Raw genomic sequence first — 22,418 nt, forward strand, 5'->3', positions numbered from 1 at the left:
ATTCCGAGGCAAGTGAAACAGATAATATAAATCGCCCGACATGAAGTCGGGCGAAGAGAATCAGGAGCCCAGACGGTAGTTCGGGGACTCTTTGGTGATGGTCACGTCGTGAACGTGGCTTTCCTGAATGCCCGCACCGCTGATACGTACAAACTCCGCTTTAGTACGCAGTTCGTCGATAGTACCACAGCCGGTCAGCCCCATACAGGAGCGCAGGCCGCCCATCTGCTGGTGGATGATCTCTTTCAGGCGGCCTTTGTACGCTACGCGACCTTCGATACCTTCCGGCACCAGTTTGTCAGCGGCGTTGTCGCTCTGGAAGTAACGGTCAGAAGAACCTTTGGACATTGCGCCCAGAGAGCCCATCCCACGGTAAGATTTGTAAGAACGCCCCTGGTAGAGTTCGATTTCACCCGGAGATTCTTCAGTACCTGCCAGCATGGAACCTACCATCACCGCGCTTGCACCAGCAGCGATAGCTTTCGCAATATCGCCAGAGAAACGAATACCACCATCAGCGATAACCGGAATACCGGTGCCTTCCAGGGCTTCTACTGCATCAGCAACGGCAGTGATCTGCGGAACACCTACACCAGTAACGATACGAGTCGTACAAATAGAGCCAGGACCGATACCGACTTTAACCGCGCTGCAACCTGCTTCTGCCAGCGCGCGAGCACCAGCAGCCGTTGCCACGTTGCCGCCGATGATTTGCAGATCCGGATATTTAGCACGGGTTTCACGGATACGCTGCAGAACGCCTTCAGAATGGCCGTGAGAGGAGTCGATCAGCAGAACGTCAACGCCTGCGGCAACCAGCGCATCAACACGCTCTTCGTTTCCAGCACCCGCGCCAACCGCTGCGCCAACACGCAGACGACCTTGTTCATCTTTACACGCGTTCGGTTTACGTTCCGCTTTCTGGAAGTCTTTCACGGTGATCATGCCGATCAGGTGGAATTCATCATCAACCACCAGCGCCTTCTCAACGCGTTTTTCGTGCATTTTTGCCAGCACAACTTCGCGGGCTTCACCTTCACGCACGGTTACCAGACGTTCTTTCGGCGTCATGTAAACGCTAACCGGTTGGTTCAGATCGGTCACAAAACGCACGTCACGACCGGTGATGATGCCGACCAGTTCGTTTTCTTCAGTAACGACCGGGTAGCCCGCAAAGCCATTACGTTCAGTCAGTTCTTTCACTTCGCGCAGCGTCGTGGTTGGCAGAACCGTCTGTGGGTCAGTCACCACGCCAGATTCGTGTTTTTTCACACGGCGAACTTCTTCAGCCTGGCGTTCAATAGACATGTTTTTGTGGATAAAGCCGATACCGCCTTCCTGAGCCAGAGCAATAGCCAGGCGCGCTTCCGTTACGGTATCCATTGCTGCGGAGAGCATAGGGATATTCAGACGAATAGTTTTCGTCAGCTGGGTGCTGAGATCAGCAGTATTCGGCAGAACGGTAGAATGAGCAGGAACGAGGAGAACGTCGTCAAATGTGAGAGCTTCTTTAGCGATACGTAGCATGGGCAATATCTCGACCAGAGTGGTTAATAAATATTGCCGTGGCATTATACAGAGCGTAACCGATTGCATCTACCCCTTTTTGCAAATAATGCTTGCTATCCCCAGAAGGCGGGTTACTATCGATTGAATAACTTGCTGATTTAGAATTTGATCTCGCTCACATGTTACCGTCTCAATCCCCTGCAATTTTTACCGTTAGCCGCCTGAATCAAACGGTTCGTCTGCTGCTTGAGCAGGAGATGGGACAGGTGTGGATCAGCGGTGAAATCTCGAACTTCACACAACCGGCCTCCGGTCACTGGTACTTTACGCTCAAAGACGATACCGCCCAGGTTCGCTGCGCGATGTTCCGCAACAGCAACCGCCGGGTTACCTTTCGCCCACAGCACGGGCAACAGGTTCTGGTTCGCGCCAACATTACGCTGTATGAGCCGCGCGGTGATTATCAGATTATCGTCGAGAGTATGCAGCCAGCCGGTGAAGGCTTGTTGCAACAGAAATACGAACAGCTAAAAGCGAAGTTGCAGGCTGAAGGTTTGTTCGATCAGCAACTAAAAAAACCTCTCCCCTCCCCCGCGCACTGTGTCGGTGTGATTACATCCAAAACCGGCGCGGCGCTGCACGATATTTTGCATGTGTTAAAACGTCGAGATCCTTCTCTGCCGGTGATTATTTACCCTACCGCCGTACAGGGCGATGATGCGCCGGGGCAAATCGTTCGCGCAATTGAACTGGCGAACCTGCGCAACGAATGCGACGTCTTGATCGTCGGTCGCGGCGGCGGTTCGCTGGAAGATTTGTGGAGTTTTAACGACGAGCGCGTGGCGAGGGCGATTTTTGCCAGCCGTATTCCGATTGTCAGCGCCGTCGGTCATGAAACCGATGTGACTATCGCCGACTTTGTTGCCGACCTACGCGCACCAACCCCCTCTGCCGCCGCCGAAGTGGTGAGCCGCAATCAGCAGGAGTTACTGCGCCAGGTGCAATCTTCCCGCCAGCGGCTGGAAATGGCGATGGATTATTATCTCGCCAACCGTACCAGGCGCTTTACGCAGATCCACCATCGTTTACAGCAGCAACATCCGCAGTTACGTCTGGCGCGCCAGCAAACCATGCTGGAGCGGCTGCAAAAGCGGATGAGCTATGCGCTGGAAAATCAACTCAAACGAGTCGTGCAGCAACAGCAACGGCTTGAACAGCGTCTGAATCAGCAAAATCCTCAACCACGCATTCATCGCGCGCAGACTCGCATTCAACAACTGGAATATCGCCTGGCAGAAACTCTGCGAGCACAGCTTAGTGCCACGCGTGAACGCTTTGGTAATGCAGTGACACATCTGGAAGCCGTGAGTCCACTATCCACGCTGGCGCGTGGCTATAGCGTCACCAGCGCCGCCGATGGGACAGTGCTGAAGCAAGTTAAGCAGGTGAAAACGGGCGATACGTTGACCACGCGGTTAGGTGATGGCGTGGTGATTAGCGAAGTCAGTGCTGTAACAAAAACGCGTAAACCGCGTAAGAAAGCGGCTAATCCGTAGGCCGGATAAGATGCGCCAAGCATCGCATCCGGCACAGGCTCCCCGCTCATGCCGGATGCGGCGTAAGTGTTACTGGAAGCAGGTGGCAAACCCTGATGTCGTCGCCGGGGAGATTGCACAGTCCAATGAGCCCGCAGGTTCAATGATACCGCAATAGAGACTGCCAGAGCGGCTTTGCGATAAATACGGGAAGCTGGGCGATGACGGCCATCCCAACGCGCTAAAGCTGGAATGCAGCGTTTGCAGTTCGCTGTATTCCGGTGCATTCCCCAGTCTGCCGCACTGTTTCGCCAGATCCCATTTACTGCTGTCAACCGTATGCGCCAGCGCCCAGATTTCATTATTGACGACCGGCGTTACCGCTGCGACAGCATTCGACGGCAGTTCTGACTTCAGCAACGGACGGTGCAATGTTTTGCCGCTTACCGTCTCGGTGTCGCTCATATGCCCCCAGAAGTAGGCACTTGCCACGTTCGGGCTGGTCACTACTGTGAAAATGGCATCCATCGTCGCGGTGATGCTGGTGTTATCGGTCAGCGTCACCGTCAGCGGCGTTTTATATCCAGGCGTATTATCCTGTTTAATCATAAACGTCGCCGTACCGTCAGAACCGGTGGTTCCCTGAAGTGTATTACCGCTATCGGATAACGTGACCATCGCGCCAGTGGACGGCTGAGCGCGCAGGTCATCCATCGCCGCCACGTCGCCATACAAAGTCGCCCCTGGGTTGCGTGGCACGGCATCACCGCGCGTCAGTGTAAAGGCCACGTTCGGCACCGGTTTCCCGGCGCTGTCTTTCACTGTGACTGTCACCGGCATAGATTCCCCTTTCTTCACCTTCGCAGCCTGAGTGGTAGCGTCAAATACCGTTGAGGTGAGCGTTACGGTAGACACCGAAACGTTAGGGTTCAGCAAGCAGGCCTGCAATGCGCGGCTTCTGCTCGCCGCCTCAGCCTGGCCATTATACAAATCGACAGTCGCGCATCTGTTGGCTCCGCTGGTATCACACGTCGAGTCCACTGCCCACCAGGCATACCCCGATGACTCCACCGGCCAGCCGGTATCAGCCATCAATGTTCCATTGGGATGACGGTTATACAGCGATATAAGTTGCTCGTTGGTCGGCCAGCGCGCGGCCTCACACGCCGCCGTGCCGCTACGTTCCCTTTCCTGAACAGTAGGCACAAGCCAACTTTCACTATTTAAATCCTTAACGTGAACGCCTGAGGTGTTCGTTAACTCAGCCTTTATTTTAGGCCGCACAAAAACGGTGCCATCTGCCGCCGTCACCGTTTCCGCCATATGCCCCCACATGTTGGCTACGCTAACGTCCGGGCTGGTGAGAACCGTGAAAATTGCGTCCAGCGAGTCGGTTAGCATAGGGCTACTGCCAAGTGCTGATGCGGTTATCGGTGTTCTAAGACCGGTCGAGCTATCCTGGTGAAGATTCAGCGTCGCTTTACCCTGAGCATCGGTCTGAATAACCAGATAACTGGTATTACTCCGACCATTCATGCTGGCGCTTTGTATGGTTTGTGCTGGGTTGAACGTATCGGCCACCAAATCATCCGTCGTTACCGTTTCGCTGAGCGATGTGCCCGCACGATTGTAACTGGCGGCACGCAAAATCCCCACCGACTCAAATGCCGCAGGAGAGCCATCTGGTCGGGTCACCGTAATCGTCAGCGGCAGCGGTGAGCCTTTATGCGCTTTTCCGGCCAGCAACGAACTATCCCAGTTTTCCACCGCCGTGGTCAGGGTAATTTTGCCTACCGACTCCGCACTCTCCAGGCAGGTCTGGAAGTTGAGATCTGTAGCATCTGAAGCTGCCTGCCCAGTCGTTCCCGATTTGAGATTAATGTACTGATAACTGATCTTCGCTGTGCCTGGACTGGTGACTACGCTTCGCGACCAGAAGTACGGTCTTGGCAATGTTGACTTATCGAGCGGCCAGCCCTGTGCCGTTTCAATGGTTCCCGAAGGATACGCTTCATATAACGATTGCAAATCGTTAATAGACGGCAGTTTATCTTTACAACCTCCCTGCATACCACTCAGCGCATTAGCGATAGTCAGTCGCTGCCAGTTCTCATTGTTGACAATAAGCCCGTTTGAAGAACCTGCCTCCACTTTTAACAATGGACGTTTAAATACCTTGCCGTTATGTGCTGTTAAGGTTTCCGGCATATGCCCCCAGAAATTCGCTTTTGGCGTATCCGGGCTGGTGATGGCAGTGAAAATAGCACTCAGGGTATTCGACGTTATTGCGCTACCGTCATCGATTTCCGCCGTCAGTGGAATACGCGTCCCCTTCCCATTATTGGGCTGATATAGCGTAAATGTCGTCGAACCATCAGCCCCAGTCACGCTGTAATATTTATTGCCATCATCAAGGTAGTCGCTACTGTTACTGTAGCTGTCCCCTACATGTAACAACCGTGACTGGTTATCCATGCTAATCGAATTCGGGTTACGGGGCAGTGTGATACCATGATTCAGCGTAAACGGTACATAGCCCAGCGGGTTACCCTGCGCATCTCGGGTCGTCACTACCATAGTGATTTGATCCCCGACTTTGTTGTAATCCGTTCTGACTTTTACCGCATCGTTACCATCATATTTAGCCGCCTGGGCTGACCTCAACTCAATGGTGCTAACCGACGGGTTTGCCGTTGTCTGACAGGTCAAATACCCGTTGTCCGTTGCCGCCAGACTACTGCTGGTGCCGCCGTTAAGCTGCACGCCTTTGTATTTACGATCGTCAATACTGTTCTGGTCCGGCGTACTGGAGTCATAGGATTTCAGTATCGGCCAGCCGTCAACCGAGTGCCCGTGCCAGGCGCCAGAGAGCGCGACCAGCGAGTTCATGGAGGGGACATAATCCGTACCACAGCCGCCATTACTGTTCTTCGCTGCCTGCGCTTCTGTAAACAGCGCCCAGATTTCGTTATCTTCTTCCGGCCCCTTGCGTTTATTGCCGGGGCTACCGGTCAACTCTGAAAACAGGATCGGGCGCTTAAACGTCAGACCACCTGCCGTTAGCGTTTCCGGCATGTGCCCCCACATTTTTGCTTTTGCACTATCCGGGCTGGTGACGACGGTGAAAATGGTATCCATCGATGCATTTTTTGTTGGATCGGAATAGAGCGCAGCGGTGAGTGCCGTTTTCGTGCCGTAGGTATCCGGGCGCGTAATGTTGAGTATTTTACTGCCATCGCTACCTGTCAGGGCGGCATACGCCGTAGCGGTATCATTGAGCGCCATTTCATCTGGCAGACCAGCATCAACCACCACCGATGAGACAACCCCATCGCTGCTGCCTGCCGTATGACGCTCACCTGGGCGGGTATAGCCATCACCGCGTTTCAGGGTAAACGGCATATCTGCCATCGGGTTACCAGCAGCGTCTTTTACCGTCACTTTCACCTGCAACGTCTCGCCCTTTTTCAGCTTCGCTGCGTTAAGCGAACTGTTCCACTGCGCCTGGTTCACAACTTCAAGCATGATGATACTTGCAGGCGGATTAGCGGTAGCTAAACACGTCATATACGTTGGCGTGGTATTCGCACTCTCTATACTGCCGTTATTCAACCAGACCGCCGCCAGATGCGGCACTTTATCGACAGGTGTGCTGCTCCAGTACTCTTCACGCTGGGTTGGCCAACCGTGAACCGTCTGGATAGTATTATTGTCGTTGGCGGCATAAAGCATATTTAGCTGTTCTTTGCGCGGCACTTTATTGACTCCGCAACCGCCCGCCGCCGTATTTTCAATATCCGCCTGCGCCACGCGTACCCAGGTTTCGTTATTTTCAGCCAGTTGACTGGTTTCACCACTGACTTCATTAATCAGTTTTGGGCGTTCAAAGGTTAGCGACCCAACGGTGATGGTGTTATCCATGTGACCCCACATTTTCGCACCGGTCACATCCGGGCTGGTGGGAACGGTAAAGATCACGTAGTAGTTGATTGTGTTCGGCAGCACGGAATTGGTCGGTGTGACGATAAGTTTGGTTCTTAAACCTACCCCCTGCGGCTGCTCGATAACGACGGTCGCCATGCCCTGCGCGTCCGTGGTGCCAGAGTAGACCATCGAAGGCTGTGAGGTGCCATATTGCGTGCCGTTCAGGGTTATCGCACCATTGCTGGGATCGCTATAGTCGGTTGCCTTTCCTTCTCTATCAAGGCTGATATCTTTCGTGATAGTAAAGTCAGCATAAGGGATGGGCGCATTATTTTGACCATTGACTGTACGCACCGTCATGGTGATTTTTTCGCCGACTTTTGCTCTTGCCTGTTTAGAGGTGGGTGAAACATCTTTATCGGTTTCCACCACCACCCGCGCAATCAGTTCGTTGGCAGAACAGGAGAGATAGTTGGGTTTAAAACCGGAATAGGTATCCACTCCCCCCGTTCCCAGGTCTACAGACGAATGCAATTCGGCTTGCTGGGCGGCGGTAAGATAATCATAATTTGCCGTCGGCCAGCCATGTTCAGTGCCTATCGTATTTCCCTGATGACCCGCAAATAAAATCTCCAGAGAACTTTGCGAGGGAATATGCCCCACACCGCATTCCGCCTGCATACTGGTATTCTGGTCAAACAACGCCCAGTCTTCATTATTTTCACGCATCACCCCTACTTCATGCGTCGTTTCATCCGCCAGGCGTGGCCGTTTATAGAGATTCCCCTCCGCCATAATCCCACTGCCCATATGGCCCCACATGCGGGCATATTCGCTGTCCGGGCTGGTGACCACGGTGAAGATGACGTCTTTGGCATCCGATGCGTTATAGTTACTACGCATCGCCGCCGTGATGTGTGTTTTCACACCAACGCCGTCTGGCTGACTTAACGTCAGCGTGGCCTGGCCATTAGCGTCAGTAATCCCTTCGTAATTATGCGCATCTACCTGTTGTAGGTTGGTGCCACCACGGATTTGAACCGGGTGCGTCTCCCAGGTGGGATTGGATTGATTTTTACGGTTAACGCCGTCGTCCAGATGCAAAGAGAAATAGTAATACGCTAACGGCTGATCGTTATTTTTGTTGTCAGTAATAGTCAGACGCATGATGGCGTCTTCCCCAACCTTCGCTTTCATCGCCTGCGCCGTATCATTAAAACTCGCGGGCGTGAGAACAATTTTCGGTTCGACGTCCGGAGCTTCTTTATCGACACAACTGACCAGGAATTTCGTCGCATCTGGTTTTTGCGCCTCGCTACGGTTAGAAACGTCAGCCGCGTGGTGCATTCCACTTGCCCCCGCCAGCGAAGACCAGTAATAGTTTCCCTGCATTGGCCATCCCGCCACTTCCTGAATCGAGGTGGGAATGACTGTTGCCAACGCGCCGAACTGACGCATACCCGGCAAAATGTCACAGTGGTTATCAGCCCCACTCCAGACAAACGTGGACCAGGTTTCATTGTGATCGTCTGCGGTGCCATCCTCATTGCTGACTTCCGCCGCCAGTTTTGGTCGGCTGAAGGTGTACTGCTGCGCTTTCAGCGTATCCGGCATGTGACCCCACATACTGGCGACCGCAACGTCCGGGCTGGTCAGAACGGTAAAAATCACTGCCGTTTCGCTGGTTTGTGTAATGCCTGGCAGACTGACAACCAGCGGAGTTTTTACGCCTGGTCCGGCAGCCTGCGTGACGGTGACGGTCGCGGTGCCGTTGGCATCGGTTGTGCCGTGATACTCTGTTGTGGTCGTGGTAAGTTCCGTGCTATCGATGCTCACCGGGCCGGTGTTATTGACAACATCCTGGCGATTCCTTGCGTCTTTCCGTTTGATAACAAAGGGAAGATTTCCTGTTGGGTTACCCTCGCAGTTTTTGGTGGTCACCGTTAAGGTTATCGTACTGCCGACGGTGGTTTTTGCTGCCTTTAGCGTATCGTCATAACCACTGACGCTTGCACTCACTAAATCACCCTGGGCTGCGGCAATATTGAGCGTCACCTGCTTTTCGTTCAACAACACCGAACCCTGATTTGGCACGCCGGTCAGGGTAAAAAGATTCAGCGTCGGAAGCGTTTCTTTAGGGTCAAACTGTGGAATGACTACCAGCTTATGCCCCGCCAGGTTTTGCGCGCAGAAGGAGCGATCGGCGCGAGGCTGCGGGTCGAGCGGCACATCAGACGTGGCAGCCTCCGCCCATACCAGCGAAACGTCAGGTAGCGTTTGGTTTTGCCAGCGCAGCAGCGGCGGAGTGCTGAACATGTCACCTTCGGTATCGCCCGGGTTAATTAAAATCATACTGGTTGCGCTAGCATCCACGCTGAAGTTCCCCGGCGTGGCCGTACTGGCGACATTGTGCTCTTTGGCGGGATCAAGCTGGACACTGCCCTGATAAACGGGCACGCTGGCGCTGTCTGCTATGGGAGGGGTGCCATTTATGGCATCCGTTGAAACGGAGGTATGTTGCCACTGGCTCCCTTTCAATGCTGCTACTGCTGGCGTAGCCAGAGTAAGCATTAAACATGCCATCACCATTTTTACGCGTTTCAATTTCCCGTCCATGAGTGAAACCTGCCCGTTAACGTTACTTTCTTACCTCAACCCACTTTGCTTAACGTTGGCTAAGCAAAGTGTGCGGAAAAGCACCATTCCCATACGGGAATGGTGCCGGTAAAGATTATTTTCTCTGGTAGTCGATAGACAAACCGTAGCCCTGAACACCGTCTGCGCCAATAGTGAGGCCGCCTTCGGAATAGTCGAAAGAGGTCTTCGCTTCGGCGTTGGTAACCGGGATGACCAGGTCGTTGTTGTTGTGGCTCGGGTTGACAATCCCGCCGTTAGTACCCAACTGCAAACTGGTGCCTGTAAAGCGCCAGCGGTAGTTGTACTGGTTGGTAACTTCTTCACCCGTATCATAGGTTCCATTGCTGTTTCCATCTTTCCACAGCATGACCTGATAGGTGGTATTGGTTTTGAGTTTGGTTGCTTTGCCCAGCAGGTTGGTATTAACGCCCTGTTCATGAATGACCACTTTAACCGCATCATCAAATACCGGACCTTCAGGAATATCATCGCTATCAGAACCACCACCAGCATTTGTCGAGAGGTCAAGCATCACCAACTGTTCTGCGACGTTAGGGTCACCGGTTGTGGTGGTTGGTGTGATCTTCAAGCCGATGTATCGATCCGCATCTGCTGCAGCGATGGTGTAAGTGTCACTGCCAACTGTACCAATCTCTCTTGGGTCACCACCCGCTTGATCTTTGTAGCTCATCCATTGCAGCGTGGCTTTTGTCGCTGTGTTGTTGTCATCAAGATCGCCCTGGGTATCACCAATGGCCCAGTTTGCCGTTAACTTATCGCCAACATGAAATTGCTTTTCGCCATCCGTTGAAGCAGTTCGCGCACCGCGATCAATAGTAATAGTCACATGAGATTTATCAGCATCGCTCGTTTCTGTCGCGCTACGAGTTATCCACGGCACTGTACCCTGAATCGTTCCGGTTGATTGCGTCTCTGATTGCCACTGACCAGCTCTTAGATTACCCTGCCCTTCTGCCATGGCTGCTGGCACTGCGCAGTACCCTGCTAAAGCCAGCGCCAGCGCAACTTTGGTCATCGGTCGCTTTAAATAATGTTTCATTCAACTCTCTCCTTGATTAATATCCAGTGACTGGCCGATCGGCCATTACGCCGATCTAGTGCTTGCTGTAAACCACACGTAATCCATACCCTTGCACGCCATCTTGTTTTTGGGCACCAAATTTCTGCACGGCTTCTTCGTTAGTGGCAGGGATGACAATATCTTCATTGCTGGTATTTGTTTGGGCGCCGGTGTAGCCGTTAACGCTTTGCCCGGTAAATTCCCACTGGTAGTCGTATTGCGTCATTTCCTCTTCCGTCAGTTTTTCCGACTGCTGGAAAACGCCATCTTTGTTGGCATCGCGCCACAAAACAAAGCGGTAGGCGTTATCCACAGGCAAATGCTCTTTCTCATTGTCGATAAGATTGACGGGATTAGTCGCAGATACACGGTAGATAAACGCATTAACATCATTCCCTCCCGCACCAAGGAATGTCACATCCACATAGTTGCTGTCGTCATACGGAGCAGCTTTTGCTTTCCAACGGAAAGTGCCGGGTAACGTACTGGAGAGTGTGACGGTTCCTTTTTCTTTATCTTGTTTGGCGATAAAGACGCAGGGATTCTCGGTTGAACAGGGTTTATTGGTGAGCGTGACTTTTTTATCCTGCGCATCGTAAAGCTGCGGGGAAAGGTTATCTTCTGGCAGTGTATTGCCGTTGCGGTCAGTGTCATCACCGAAGCTGTCAGTGACGTCGAGATCCATCACCACGCCATCAACGCCGTCTGCCTGGGCGCTGGCTTCGTGGCTGTGATTGTTCTCTTCAGGTACATCCGCAATATTGTTGACGATCAGCTCAATTTTACGGTCTTGCTGCACGGTGATTTCCACCACACCGGAATTCTGCCGATTACCCTTTTCATCCTCCAGCGCCAACCGTACCCGCCAGGTATTCAGCTTTTCCTGCTCTGCTTTATCGGAACTGTACTGCCAGGCGGGCAGCACCAGATTCCAGTGGTTGTTGTTACCTTCAGTGATGGTATTCGCTTTAACAACAGGCATGACCAGCGTGCGGGCAGCGTTATTTTTCGCCTGCCACGAGGCGGAAATAATTTTGTAATGATGGTTGATCAGCGCGTTGATGGTCCATTTACATTTTTCCAGTCCAACCGCTTCTTCTGGCGTGTCTTTAATCACACATTCCGGGTGCTCATTGGTGGCGTCCGCTTTAAGCCACAAGGTGACATCAAGTGGGTCTTTTTCTTTGTATTCCAGCACGATAAAGTTATTACGTTCGACGAAGTCATGGCGGCTCCCCACCAGCGAGTGAGCGACTTTGACGTTATCGCTATTCAGTTGATCTTTTAGCGGAACACCGAACTGATAATTAATCGTGGCGTTAACACTAAGATCACTGTTATCTCCAGTGCCTGCTTTATAGTCCGCCCCGACTGTCAATAACGGAACTGGTTGATAGTTCATGCCGAGCGTCACTGCATAGGGATCTTTTTCTAAATTATCGGTGCCGAACAACGCAACTTCGTCACTATAATATTGCTCGAAAACAACTTTGCCCCCCAACTGTGGATAAGAAGGTAGCCAGGCTTCCGCACGAACATCCCAACCACGCGCAGGTCGTTCTAAATAGAAGTCGAAATCTTTTGAATCTTTCCAGTCAGAAAGTGGATGATAATAGTTACCAGAAAGTTTTAAATAATCCGTCCAGGCTTCAGTCCCTAACCCTAAACGGCGATGTCCACGAGTGAAATCATAATCATAAAATATATTTCCACCCAATAACCATTTATCTAAATTATGTCTAACGCCGAAGCCAATATTACCTATCGTGCGTTCCTCTTTACGTTGAGCGGATAACTGGCTGAAATAAACACTTTTTTGAGAATCATATAAAGGAACAAAATAGTCGATTGAACTGCCGTCCAGCGAGCCATCCTGACCGATAGAAAGATTCGAACGGACTTTACCGTATGGAGAAAGCGCACCTTCGATATAAGACTGTGCAGATGAGGTGATTTGCCCTTGCAGATAGCTTCTTGCTTGAGATTCCAGAGCTTCTGGGGTCAGGTTCTCAAATCCCTGCTGGGCGGATTCGGCGACGTAGTTGACACCACGCTCTTTCAAGGATTTACCTTTATTATTTTGTTCTTCTTGTAAGGCAGCTTCGCTTCCCAAATCCGGTAATGAAGAGTCACTTTGCTTAACATTTATCTCTGGTGTCGCATAAGCAGCACCAGAGATAAAAATTAGCATAAAATAGCGTATCCATCGCAACATGCCTTTTCCCTGTAACGATTTTATAATCTGAAATCAGCTTCGGCATTGTATTCCAGATAGTTCAGATATTACACACCAGAAATGCTAAATATATTCTTAAAGTTATAACAATGGGAGTTTGTTCACTCTAATTACGTGTTAAGCTAATAGAAATTGGTTCATTATATTTATACTGGGAATATATAAAAGAAAACATATATTCCCGTGATATTAAGCAGTGGTAAATTCAACGCGCTTTTTAGAAATTAAACCGTGTCCATTCTGGCAGAAATAATCCACCGCGCCACAGGCTTTTAATACCTGTAACGGCTGATGACAGTCAGGGCAAAGCGCCTGAACAGTGAAATCTTTATCGCAAGTTGTGCAGTGAGCCGTCTCGCCATTGCGTTCGAGAGGGTTTTGGCAGACAGGGCAGTTGAGTTCCATATTTGTTCCTCGCGATTGGTTGGGTTTCTCTTCCTGGATGGCAAGAGAAACCCAATAAGTAATTACTTACTTTTCTTAATGTGCTTCATCAGACGCTTACGTTTACGCATCTGGGTCGGCGTCAGAGTGTTACGCTTGTTCGCATACGGGTTTTCCCCTTCTTTGAACTGAATACGAATCGGCGTACCCATCACGTCCAGAGATTTGCGGAAGTAGTTCATCAGGTAACGTTTGTACGAGTCAGGCAGGTCTTTCACCTGGTTGCCGTGAATCACCACAATCGGCGGGTTATAACCACCGGCGTGGGCATATTTCAGCTTCACACGACGACCGCGTACCAGCGGCGGTTGGTGATCTTCAACAGCCATCGTCATGATGCGCGTCAGCATAGAGGTCCCCACACGACGGGTGGAGCTGTCATACGCTTCACGTACTGATTCAAACAGGTTACCAACACCGCTACCGTGCAATGCAGAAATAAAATGCACACGGGCGAAGTCGATAAAGCCCAGACGGAAGTCCAGCGTCTCTTTCACCTGCTCTTTCACTTCCTGGCTCAGGCCGTCCCACTTGTTCACCACAATCACAAGTGAGCGCCCGCTATTGAGAATAAAGCCAAGCAGGGAGAGATCCTGATCGGAAATACCTTCGCGTGCGTCAATCACCAACATCACAACGTTGGCATCTTCAATCGCCTGCAATGTTTTGATTACCGAGAACTTCTCTACCGCATCAGTAATTTTTCCGCGTTTACGCACGCCCGCAGTATCAATGAGTACATACTCACGTCCGTCACGTTCCATCGGAATGTAGATACTGTCACGCGTCGTGCCTGGCATGTCGTAAACCACGACGCGCTCTTCACCCAGGATACGGTTAGTGAGTGTAGACTTACCGACGTTTGGACGACCAACAATCGCCAGTTTGATCGGCAGACTTTGCGGGTCGAAGTCGTCTTCCTCTTCTTCTTCACCGTTCTCTTCCGCTTCAAATTGCGCCCAGTATTCAGCGTCTTCGTCGACTTCTTCTTGCGGTGCGAGATCTTCCATCCACGGCAGCAGCACGTGCTCCAGCAGACTTAATACGCCACGACCATGCGAAGCGGCAATTGGGTAAATTTCACCTAAACCAAGTGAATAAAAATCAACAATTGCTTGATCCGGGTCCAGTCCATCGGTTTTGTTCGCCACCAGGAAGGTTGGCTTTTCACGGGAACGCAAATGTTTGGCAATGGCTTCATCCGCAGGCATCAGACCCGCGCGCGCATCGACCATAAACAGTACAACGTCCGCCTCTTCAATCGCCAGCAGCGATTGTTCCGCCATGCGGGTTTCTACACCGTCTTCTGTACCGTCAATCCCGCCGGTATCAATACAGATAAACTCGCGGCCTTCAATTTCCGCACGACCGTACTTACGGTCACGAGTCAGACCCGGGAAATCCGCAACCAGCGCATCTCGGGTGCGAGTTAGACGGTTAAATAACGTGGATTTTCCTACGTTAGGGCGCCCGACAAGCGCGACCACAGGTACCATGTTTAAAGCCTCATTTTTATAAATCATCAGACAACGCACGCTATTTTCGCGTCGTTGTTAAAAACAGGAAAACGGCTCCTGTCCAGGAGCCGTTTTCAAAGTGAACGACAGAGACGATTAACGTGTAATGGAGTACACGGTTCCGTCTTTTGCCTGGATCAGCAGTTTGCCATCAGCGGCAACCGGGTCAGTCTGGAAACCAGAGCTATCAACTTTTTGTTGGGCAACGAAACGTCCATCTTCCACATTAATCCAGTGCAGATAACCTTCGCTATCACCCACCACCAGGTTGCCATTATACAACACCGGGGAAGTCAGCAGGCGGTGCAGCAGATCGCTTTGTGTCCACAGCGTCACGCCACCATCGATGGTCAACGCCATTACCCGGTCATTTTGATCAACCAGATAGATACGGTTACCGTCAACGATGAAATCATTCACCGAGCCCAGTTCGCGTTTCCACATAATCTGACCACTGCGCAAATCAAGCGCCGTCAGGTTACCATTATAGGCCAGCGCGAAAACAACACCGTTCACAACTACAGGCGTAGTATCAACATCGCTCAGACGGTCAATTTCGGTAGAACCCGTCGCCTGGGAGATACGCTGTTGCCAAATCATCTGTCCCTGCTGCATCAACACAGCACTGACGCGACCATTATCGCCACCAACGACTGCCGCACCAAATGCGGTTGCTGGCGCAGACTCGCCACGCAGAGAGAGCGAAGGCATATCAAGGTTAACGGTCCATTTAACAGCGCCATCAGCTTCGTTCAGCGCCTGCAACTGGCCGTTGCTGGTGTGAATCAACACCAGACCATCGCTGACCACCGGGCGAGAAAGTGCTTCACCCGCTACTTTGGTTTGCCATGCCACAGTACCATCGCTGGTATTCAGCGCGTAAACCTGCGCTTTTTCGCTGCCAATATAGACATGACCACCTGCGACGGTCACGCCGCCGGAAAGTAATGCCGGCTCTTTAGATAACCAGCCATCTTTTTCAGCCAGGCTGACAGACCAGATTTCTTTACCGTCATCCGCATTCATCGCCTTTACCAAACCAGCGCGATCGGCTGCATAGACAACGTTATCCGCCAGTGCCGGATGAAGATTAGAGTAGAAGTTACCAATGCCGCTACCAACGGAAGTGCTCCACGCCGTGGTCGGCGTAAACTGGTTTTCAACGGTCGGCAATGGGGACATCTTGACCACATCTTCTTCACTGTTAAACAGCGAACAGCCGCTTAAAAGGGTAACGGAAAGCACTCCTGGCAGCAGTAATTTACGCAATTGCATCGGGTCCCTCTCAGATGGACAAATTATTAATTTTCATCTGCATCATTTCACTCAGTGCCGGGGTCACATCGCTTTTCACGCCTGCTTCCCACGCACTACGCGCACCTTGCTTATCACCTTTGCTCAGTAATGCTTCACCACGCAAGTCGGCAACAATAGCAGCCCAACCTTCACCTTTAATGGTATCGAGGGTTTTCAGCGCGGCATCAGTCTGCTTGAGCTGCACCTGAACCCGGGCAAGACGCAGATTTATCACGGCTTTGAGATTTTCATCGCTCGTGTCCGCCAACCCTTGTTGCAATTGAGCGGCGGCTTTCTCTAGTTCATTTTTGTCAACAAATTGCTGCGCAAGTTCCAAAGAAGCCAGCGCGCCGTAAGTATTTTTATTTTCAGCAGCGAATTTTTCCGCCGCCGGGATGCTGTCAGGTTTGCCTTCGCTAACTGCGGTAACCGCATTTTGATAGGCAAGAGAAGCGGAGCGTGCAGACTCAACCTGATGGCTGTTCCAGTAGCGCCAGCCAATCAGTGCGCCAACGCCTAAAATCACCCCAACAGCCAGTGCCTTGCCATTTTCAGCAAAAAAGCGTTTAACCGCTTCAACCTGGTCGTTTTCGTTCTCGTAAATTTCCACGCTGTCCTTCTCCTTCCTTAACTCAGTAACGTGTGCAAATGCGCGGCTACGCTATCCTGCGCAACTGCCGTTTGCTCACCAGAGCGCAAATCCTTCACTACTGCCGTACCATTAGCCACTTCGGACTCACCCAGCACCACAGCAACGCGGGCACCCCATTTATCAGCGCGGGCAAACTGTTTCTTAAAGTTGCCGCCGCCGTGGTTGGTCATCAGTTTCACGCCCGGTAATTCATCACGCAGACGCTCTGCTAATGCCATAGCCGCAGATTGTGTATCAGTACCCGAAGCCACCAGGTATATATCGACAACAGGATCGGCTTTAAATTCCGGATTAACTGCCTGAACTAACAACACCAAACGTTCCAGGCCCATCGCAAAACCGACTGCCGGTGTGGCGCGACCGCCCAGTTGCTCCACAAGACCGTCATAACGACCGCCTGCGCACACGGTGCCCTGGGAACCGAGGCTGTTAGTGACCCATTCGAAAACGGTACGATTGTAGTAATCCAGACCACGCACCAGACGCTGGTTTACGGTATAGGCAATACCTGCGCTCTGGAGCAGTTTGCACAAACCGTCAAAATGCTCGCGAGACTCCTCATCCAGATAATCGCCCAACGCCGGAGCGTCGTTGAGAAGCGCCTGCACTTCCGGATTTTTAGAATCCAGCACACGCAGCGGGTTGGTATACATGCGACGTTTGCAGTCTTCGTCCAGTTTTTCTTTATGCTGTTCAAGGAACGCAACCAGCGCATCGCGGTAATTGGCACGTGCTTCCAGCGAACCGATAGAGTTCAGCTCAAGAGTTACGTGTTCGGAGATACCCAGCGCGCGCCACCAGCGGGCAGTGAGCATAATCAGTTCGGCGTCGATATCGGGGCCTTGCAGACCGAAAACTTCGCACCCCAACTGATGGAACTGACGATAACGCCCTTTCTGCGGACGCTCGTGACGGAACATCGGCCCGATATACCACAGACGCTGTTCCTGATTGTACAGAAGACCATGCTCGATGCCGGCGCGTACACAGCCCGCCGTCCCTTCAGGGCGCAAAGTCAGGCTGTCGCCATTGCGATCCTCAAAGGTGTACATCTCTTTTTCAACCACGTCGGTGACTTCACCAATCGCACGTTTGAATAGCGGGGTCTGCTCTACAATCGGCAAGCGGATTTCACTGTAACCGTAGCTGCCGAGCACGTTTTTCAGTGTGCCTTCAATGCGCTGCCAGATGGCCGTTTCGCCAGGCAGGTAATCGTTCATGCCGCGAATGGCTTGAATGTTTTTTGCCACGTTTATTCTCTTTCTGAATATAAAAATGAACCCTCAACGCTTCCCTCAATGTTTCGGGAGCCATGCGGGTTCAATCATACACGGGAAGCGAGGCGCTTCCCATCACGTTATTATTTTTCAACCTGCTGAACGTCAATTCGACGCGCTTCGTCCAGTTGGCTGGCTTTCGCACGAATGCGTGCTTCCAGCTGGTCGATCATGTCGTTGTTGTCCAGACGGTCTTTGCGCACGCCATCTTCATAGAGGCCGCTTTTCTTGTTGCCGCCCGTAACGCCAAGCGTAGAAACCAGCGCCTCGCCCGGGCCATTCACCACGCAGCCAATAATCGAAACGTCCATCGGGGTAATGATATCTTCCAGACGTTGCTCCAGCGCGTTAACCGTACCGATAACGTCAAATTCCTGACGCGAGCAGGTCGGGCAGGCGATGAAGTTGATGCCGCGCGAACGGATGCGCAGCGATTTCAAAATATCAAAACCGACTTTGATCTCTTCGACCGGATCAGCCGCCAGCGAGACGCGCAGCGTGTCGCCAATGCCTTCCGACAACAGCAGACCTAAACCAATAGCCGATTTCACCGCCCCGCTGCGTGCGCCACCGGCTTCGGTGATCCCCAGGTGCAGCGGCTGATCGATCTGTTTTGCCAGCAGACGATAAGACTCAACGGCGAGGAAAACGTCAGACGCTTTCACGCTGACCTTGAATTGATCAAAGTTCAGACGATCGAGATGATCAACATGGCGCATGGCAGATTCCAGCAGCGCCTGCGGCGTCGGTTCGCCATACTTTTCTTGCAAATCTTTTTCCAGCGATCCGGCGTTAACACCAATACGAATCGGAATGTTTTTATCGCGCGCACAGTCAACCACCATGCGAATGCGTTCTTCATTACCGATATTGCCAGGGTTAATGCGCAGACAGTCAACACCGTATTCCGCTACTTTCAGCGCAATGCGATAGTCGAAGTGGATGTCGGCTACCAGCGGCACGTTAACCTGCTGCTTGATGAGCTTGAACGCTTCTGCCGCGTCCATCGTCGGTACAGAGACGCGAACGATATCAGCGCCGACACGTTCCAGCGCCTTAATTTGATTGACCGTAGCTTCGACGTCTGTCGTACGCGTATTGGTCATGGACTGTACGGCGATGGGTGCACCATCGCCAATCGGCACATTCCCAACGTAAATACGTGTTGATTTTCTACGTTGAATTGGAGCCTGGTTATGCATGAAAAATCTCCCGCGTTACCCGTCTGTTACTGCGCCGGTGATTGTTCGGCATTGAGGGTCAGACGCGCAACCTGGTTAGTTCTGATAAAACGACTCAGATCGACAGGTTTCCCTTGATACTGGATCTGCACTGCAGCTGGGGCACCAATTTTCAGTTTGTACGGTGCCTGACCGCTTAAATTCAAATTACCGCCTTTACGCTGCATCCCGCTAAACAGTTTTTTGCCGGTAGAATCGGTGACTTCCAGCCAGCAATCAGCAGTAAAGTTCATCACCAGCGCATTAGGATCAGCCGCTGGAGTGGTCACGCCAGCCTGATCGATTGGCAACGGCGCTGCGCCATCTGGCGTTGTTGTTGCGACCGGAGCCGCTGGTGTAGTAGCCGCGATATCAACATTTGCCTGTGAAGGAGGAACAACTGCGTCCTGCTGCGGCGCTACAGCGGGTGCTGGCGTCGTCACGGCTGGCGTTTGCGTGTTCGTGGCGGTGGTATCTACAGCCGCAGGCGATGTAGTCGTCTGGGTTTCGGTAGCAGACGTATCTAACGGTACACTCTGGCTCTGGTTATTATTCAGCTCCGCAGTGGATTGATCAGCCATAGTGCTGATCTCTTCCTGCTGGGCTTTGTGATCCTGCCACCACCAGGCGCCGCTCAGGCCAATCACCACAAACAGCACCAGCCAGGTGAAAGTCATCAGCCAGCCATCGCGTTTTTTGCGGCGTTTGCCGAGGGAAAAACTCTGCATTGGCGCAACTTTTGCCGCCCGCAGTGGTGCCTGCTTTTCCAGTCCCGGCAGCAGTTCTTCTTCCGGAATATGAACCAGACGCGCATAAGAGCGGATATACCCGCGCAAGAATGTTGAAGCAAGATCGGCTGGCGCCTTATCTTCTTCAATGTCGCGTACCGTGGAAACCTTCAAACAAAGTCGTTCGGCAACGGCTTGCTGGCTAAGTCCAAGTTGTTCACGGGCATTACGCAAGCGAGCGCCGGTGGTAAGTGCTTCATTTTGGTCGTGCGTGGCTTCAGTATTCATTCGCTGCAGGTACGTTTAAAAGAGAATTGGGATGCCGGTGAACCATCACGCCCACCCACACCGCGAAACATCCGTAAAGTTAACCTTTATCATACAGTATAAGACTGTCTGTGTGCTCGTGACAAAGCCCACATGAATCAAAGCTAACTTACTGTTGCATCGTTACATACTGCCTTAAAGTCAGCAAAAACGCACCGTTAATATTGATCAGACAATTGCAACTTAATGCTACATTCATAAAACATTACGCCACGGTACATAAAGTAACCGTGGCGTAATAACTATCAGACCGTTTTAATGTCGATAGCTTCACCCTGCATCCGTTTACGCAGAGTACGTTTAGTACGGTCAATGACATCACCTGCCAGCTGACCACAGGCGGCGTCGATATCATCACCACGAGTTTTACGCACAATGGTGGTGAAACCGTAGCTCATCAGCACTTTTGAGAAACGGTCGATACGGCTGTTCGAACTGCGTCCATACGGCGCGCCGGGGAACGGGTTCCATGGGATCAGGTTAATCTTACACGGCGTATCTTTCAGCAGTTCAGCCAGTTGGTGCGCATGTTCAGTGCCATCGTTAACGTGGTCAAGCATCACGTACTCGATAGTGACGCGCCCCTGGTTCGCATTGGATTTCTCCAGGTAACGGCGCACTGCAGCAAGGAACGTTTCGATATTGTACTTTTTGTTGATTGGTACAATTTCGTCACGAATTTCGTCGTTCGGCGCGTGCAGGGAAATTGCCAGTGCAACGTCAATCATATCGCCCAGTTTATCCAGCGCCGGAACTACACCGGAAGTGGAAAGCGTCACGCGACGTTTAGACAGGCCAAAACCGAAATCATCAAGCATGATTTCCATCGCCGGAACGACATTGTTCAGGTTGAGCAGCGGCTCGCCCATACCCATCATCACTACGTTAGTGATCGGACGCTGACCGGTGACTTTTGCTGCGCCGACGATTTTCGCCGCACGCCACACCTGGCCGATAATTTCCGACACCCGCAGGTTGCGGTTAAAGCCCTGCTGGGCGGTGGAACAGAATTTACACTCCAGCGCACACCCCACCTGCGAGGAGACGCAAAGCGTGGCGCGGTCGTCTTCCGGGATATACACCGTTTCGACGCGCTGATCGCCAACGGCAATCGCCCATTTAATGGTGCCGTCAGATGAACGCTGTTCTTCAACCACTTCCGGTGCGCGGATTTCCGCCACCTCTTTCAGTTTGCCACGCAACACTTTGTTGATGTCGGTCATCTCATCAAAGTTGTCGCAGCAATAGTGATACATCCACTTCATCACCTGATCGGCGCGGAAGGGTTTTTCACCTAAATCTTTAAAAAACTCCCGCATCTGCTGACGGTTGAGATCCAGCAGGTTGATTTTTCCATCTTTCGTGGTGACGTTTTCAGGTGTGACTAATTGTTCAGACATATGCTATTCCGGCCTCGTTATTACACGTTATGGCCCCTGGAGGGTTGAAAAAAGAAACGCCCCGGTGAGCGGCTGCTCGTCCGGGGGCGCTGCATTGTACAAATTCTGGCGCACGGATGCCACGTTTGCACGCGGCATTTACGAAATTATTAACGAGTGCGCGGGCACACTTCGCCTTCACCGAAGAAGTAGGCGATTTCGCGAGCGGCAGATTCTACAGAATCAGAGCCATGTGTGCCGTTTTCGGTCAGGCTGTCAGCGTAGTCTGCGCGCAAAGTTCCCGCCAGAGCGTTCGCCGGGTTGGTCGCGCCCAGCAGATCGCGGTGACGCTGAACGGCGTTTTCACCTTCCAGCACGGAAACGACGATCGGACCAGAGGTCATGAACTCAACCAGACCATCAAAGAACGGTTTCCCATCGTGTTCAGCATAAAAGCCACGAGCCTGTTCAACGGTCAGGTGCAGCATTTTGGTGCCGACAATTTTGAACCCTGCAGCTTCAAAGCGCGCAAAGATATTACCAATGACGTTTTTTGCTACCGCGTTCGGTTTGATGATGGAAAAAGTACGTTCAATAGCCATTTTTACCTCTGTAAATTATTCTGTTGTTGTCTGTACCAGCGTACGAGATGGCGC

At 51.9% G+C, this 22,418-nt stretch carries 14 protein-coding genes; 1 reads left to right on the forward strand and 13 read right to left on the reverse strand.

The window, feature by feature from the left end; all coding sequences use genetic code 11:
- Nucleotides 1-60: 60 nt before the first annotated feature.
- A complete protein-coding gene (guaB, locus tag A7Z29_RS12805; protein ID WP_001299507.1) occupies nt 61-1,527 on the reverse strand; it encodes an IMP dehydrogenase in 1,467 nt (488 codons plus the stop codon).
- A gap of 161 nt (nt 1,528-1,688) precedes the next feature.
- Here guaB and xseA point away from each other — a divergent pair, with 161 nt between their 5' ends.
- Nucleotides 1,689-3,065: an exodeoxyribonuclease VII large subunit gene (xseA, locus tag A7Z29_RS12810; protein WP_000937959.1), complete on the forward strand. Its 1,377-nt coding sequence runs from the start codon at nt 1,689-1,691 to the stop codon at nt 3,063-3,065.
- 69 nt (nt 3,066-3,134) lie between these two features.
- On the opposite strand, the gene A7Z29_RS12815 is transcribed toward xseA, so the two are convergent.
- From A7Z29_RS12815 to ndk, 12 genes are all read right to left on the reverse strand, one after another.
- Nucleotides 3,135-9,584, reverse strand: a complete 6,450-nt coding sequence (locus A7Z29_RS12815) for an adhesion domain-containing protein (protein WP_105290331.1) — start codon at nt 9,582-9,584, stop codon at nt 3,135-3,137.
- 115 nt (nt 9,585-9,699) lie between these two features.
- Nucleotides 9,700-10,665: a SinI family autotransporter-associated protein gene (locus A7Z29_RS12820; RefSeq protein WP_000683616.1), complete on the reverse strand. Its 966-nt coding sequence runs from the start codon at nt 10,663-10,665 to the stop codon at nt 9,700-9,702.
- Between the two features lie 55 nt (nt 10,666-10,720).
- Nucleotides 10,721-12,901, reverse strand: a complete 2,181-nt coding sequence (gene sinH / locus A7Z29_RS12825) for an intimin-like inverse autotransporter SinH (RefSeq protein ID WP_105290332.1) — start codon at nt 12,899-12,901, stop codon at nt 10,721-10,723.
- A 210-nt stretch (nt 12,902-13,111) separates the two neighbouring features.
- Nucleotides 13,112-13,327 (reverse strand): zinc ribbon domain-containing protein, encoded by a 216-nt coding sequence (locus tag A7Z29_RS12830; protein ID WP_000422358.1) that lies wholly within the window; start codon nt 13,325-13,327, stop codon nt 13,112-13,114.
- Nucleotides 13,328-13,389: 62 nt separating this feature from the next.
- On the reverse strand, nt 13,390-14,862 hold the full coding sequence (gene der / locus A7Z29_RS12835) for a ribosome biogenesis GTPase Der (RefSeq protein ID WP_024165069.1): 1,473 nt from the start codon (nt 14,860-14,862) through the stop codon (nt 13,390-13,392).
- A gap of 117 nt (nt 14,863-14,979) precedes the next feature.
- Nucleotides 14,980-16,158 (reverse strand): outer membrane protein assembly factor BamB, encoded by a 1,179-nt coding sequence (gene bamB / locus A7Z29_RS12840; RefSeq protein ID WP_001177079.1) that lies wholly within the window; start codon nt 16,156-16,158, stop codon nt 14,980-14,982.
- A gap of 10 nt (nt 16,159-16,168) precedes the next feature.
- Complete coding sequence (gene yfgM / locus A7Z29_RS12845) at nt 16,169-16,789, reverse strand: ancillary SecYEG translocon subunit YfgM (protein ID WP_000409213.1); 621 nt, start codon at nt 16,787-16,789, stop codon at nt 16,169-16,171.
- Nucleotides 16,790-16,806: 17 nt separating this feature from the next.
- The gene (gene hisS, locus A7Z29_RS12850; RefSeq protein ID WP_105290333.1) at nt 16,807-18,081 is read right to left on the reverse strand and encodes a histidine--tRNA ligase; all 1,275 of its coding nucleotides are present in this window, start codon (nt 18,079-18,081) and stop codon (nt 16,807-16,809) included.
- 110 nt (nt 18,082-18,191) lie between these two features.
- A complete protein-coding gene (ispG, locus tag A7Z29_RS12855; protein ID WP_000551807.1) occupies nt 18,192-19,310 on the reverse strand; it encodes a flavodoxin-dependent (E)-4-hydroxy-3-methylbut-2-enyl-diphosphate synthase in 1,119 nt (372 codons plus the stop codon).
- A gap of 26 nt (nt 19,311-19,336) precedes the next feature.
- On the reverse strand, nt 19,337-20,344 hold the full coding sequence (rodZ, locus tag A7Z29_RS12860) for a cytoskeleton protein RodZ (protein ID WP_032225953.1): 1,008 nt from the start codon (nt 20,342-20,344) through the stop codon (nt 19,337-19,339).
- Between the two features lie 284 nt (nt 20,345-20,628).
- A complete protein-coding gene (locus A7Z29_RS12870) occupies nt 20,629-21,783 on the reverse strand; it encodes a bifunctional tRNA (adenosine(37)-C2)-methyltransferase TrmG/ribosomal RNA large subunit methyltransferase RlmN (RefSeq protein WP_000003318.1) in 1,155 nt (384 codons plus the stop codon).
- A gap of 149 nt (nt 21,784-21,932) precedes the next feature.
- Nucleotides 21,933-22,364 (reverse strand): nucleoside-diphosphate kinase, encoded by a 432-nt coding sequence (ndk, locus tag A7Z29_RS12875; RefSeq protein ID WP_000963837.1) that lies wholly within the window; start codon nt 22,362-22,364, stop codon nt 21,933-21,935.
- Between the last annotated feature and the right edge of the window lie 54 nt (nt 22,365-22,418).

This window comes from Escherichia sp. MOD1-EC6842 (genome assembly GCF_002965705.1).
Classification (GTDB): Bacteria; Pseudomonadota; Gammaproteobacteria; order Enterobacterales; family Enterobacteriaceae; genus Escherichia; species Escherichia ruysiae.

Bases quoted from the DNA above. Each gene is read 5' to 3' on its own strand.
- guaB (WP_001299507.1), bottom strand. From the start codon at position 1,527: ATGCTACGTATCGCTAAAGAAGCTCTCACATTTGACGACGTTCTCCTC.
- xseA (WP_000937959.1), top strand. From the start codon at position 1,689: ATGTTACCGTCTCAATCCCCTGCAATTTTTACCGTTAGCCGCCTGAAT.
- A7Z29_RS12815 (WP_105290331.1), bottom strand. From the start codon at position 9,584: ATGGACGGGAAATTGAAACGCGTAAAAATGGTGATGGCATGTTTAATG.
- A7Z29_RS12820 (WP_000683616.1), bottom strand. From the start codon at position 10,665: ATGAAACATTATTTAAAGCGACCGATGACCAAAGTTGCGCTGGCGCTG.
- sinH (WP_105290332.1), bottom strand. From the start codon at position 12,901: ATGTTGCGATGGATACGCTATTTTATGCTAATTTTTATCTCTGGTGCT.
- A7Z29_RS12830 (WP_000422358.1), bottom strand. From the start codon at position 13,327: ATGGAACTCAACTGCCCTGTCTGCCAAAACCCTCTCGAACGCAATGGC.
- der (WP_024165069.1), bottom strand. From the start codon at position 14,862: ATGGTACCTGTGGTCGCGCTTGTCGGGCGCCCTAACGTAGGAAAATCC.
- bamB (WP_001177079.1), bottom strand. From the start codon at position 16,158: ATGCAATTGCGTAAATTACTGCTGCCAGGAGTGCTTTCCGTTACCCTT.
- ispG (WP_000551807.1), bottom strand. From the start codon at position 19,310: ATGCATAACCAGGCTCCAATTCAACGTAGAAAATCAACACGTATTTAC.
- rodZ (WP_032225953.1), bottom strand. From the start codon at position 20,344: ATGAATACTGAAGCCACGCACGACCAAAATGAAGCACTTACCACCGGC.
- A7Z29_RS12870 (WP_000003318.1), bottom strand. From the start codon at position 21,783: ATGTCTGAACAATTAGTCACACCTGAAAACGTCACCACGAAAGATGGA.
- ndk (WP_000963837.1), bottom strand. From the start codon at position 22,364: ATGGCTATTGAACGTACTTTTTCCATCATCAAACCGAACGCGGTAGCA.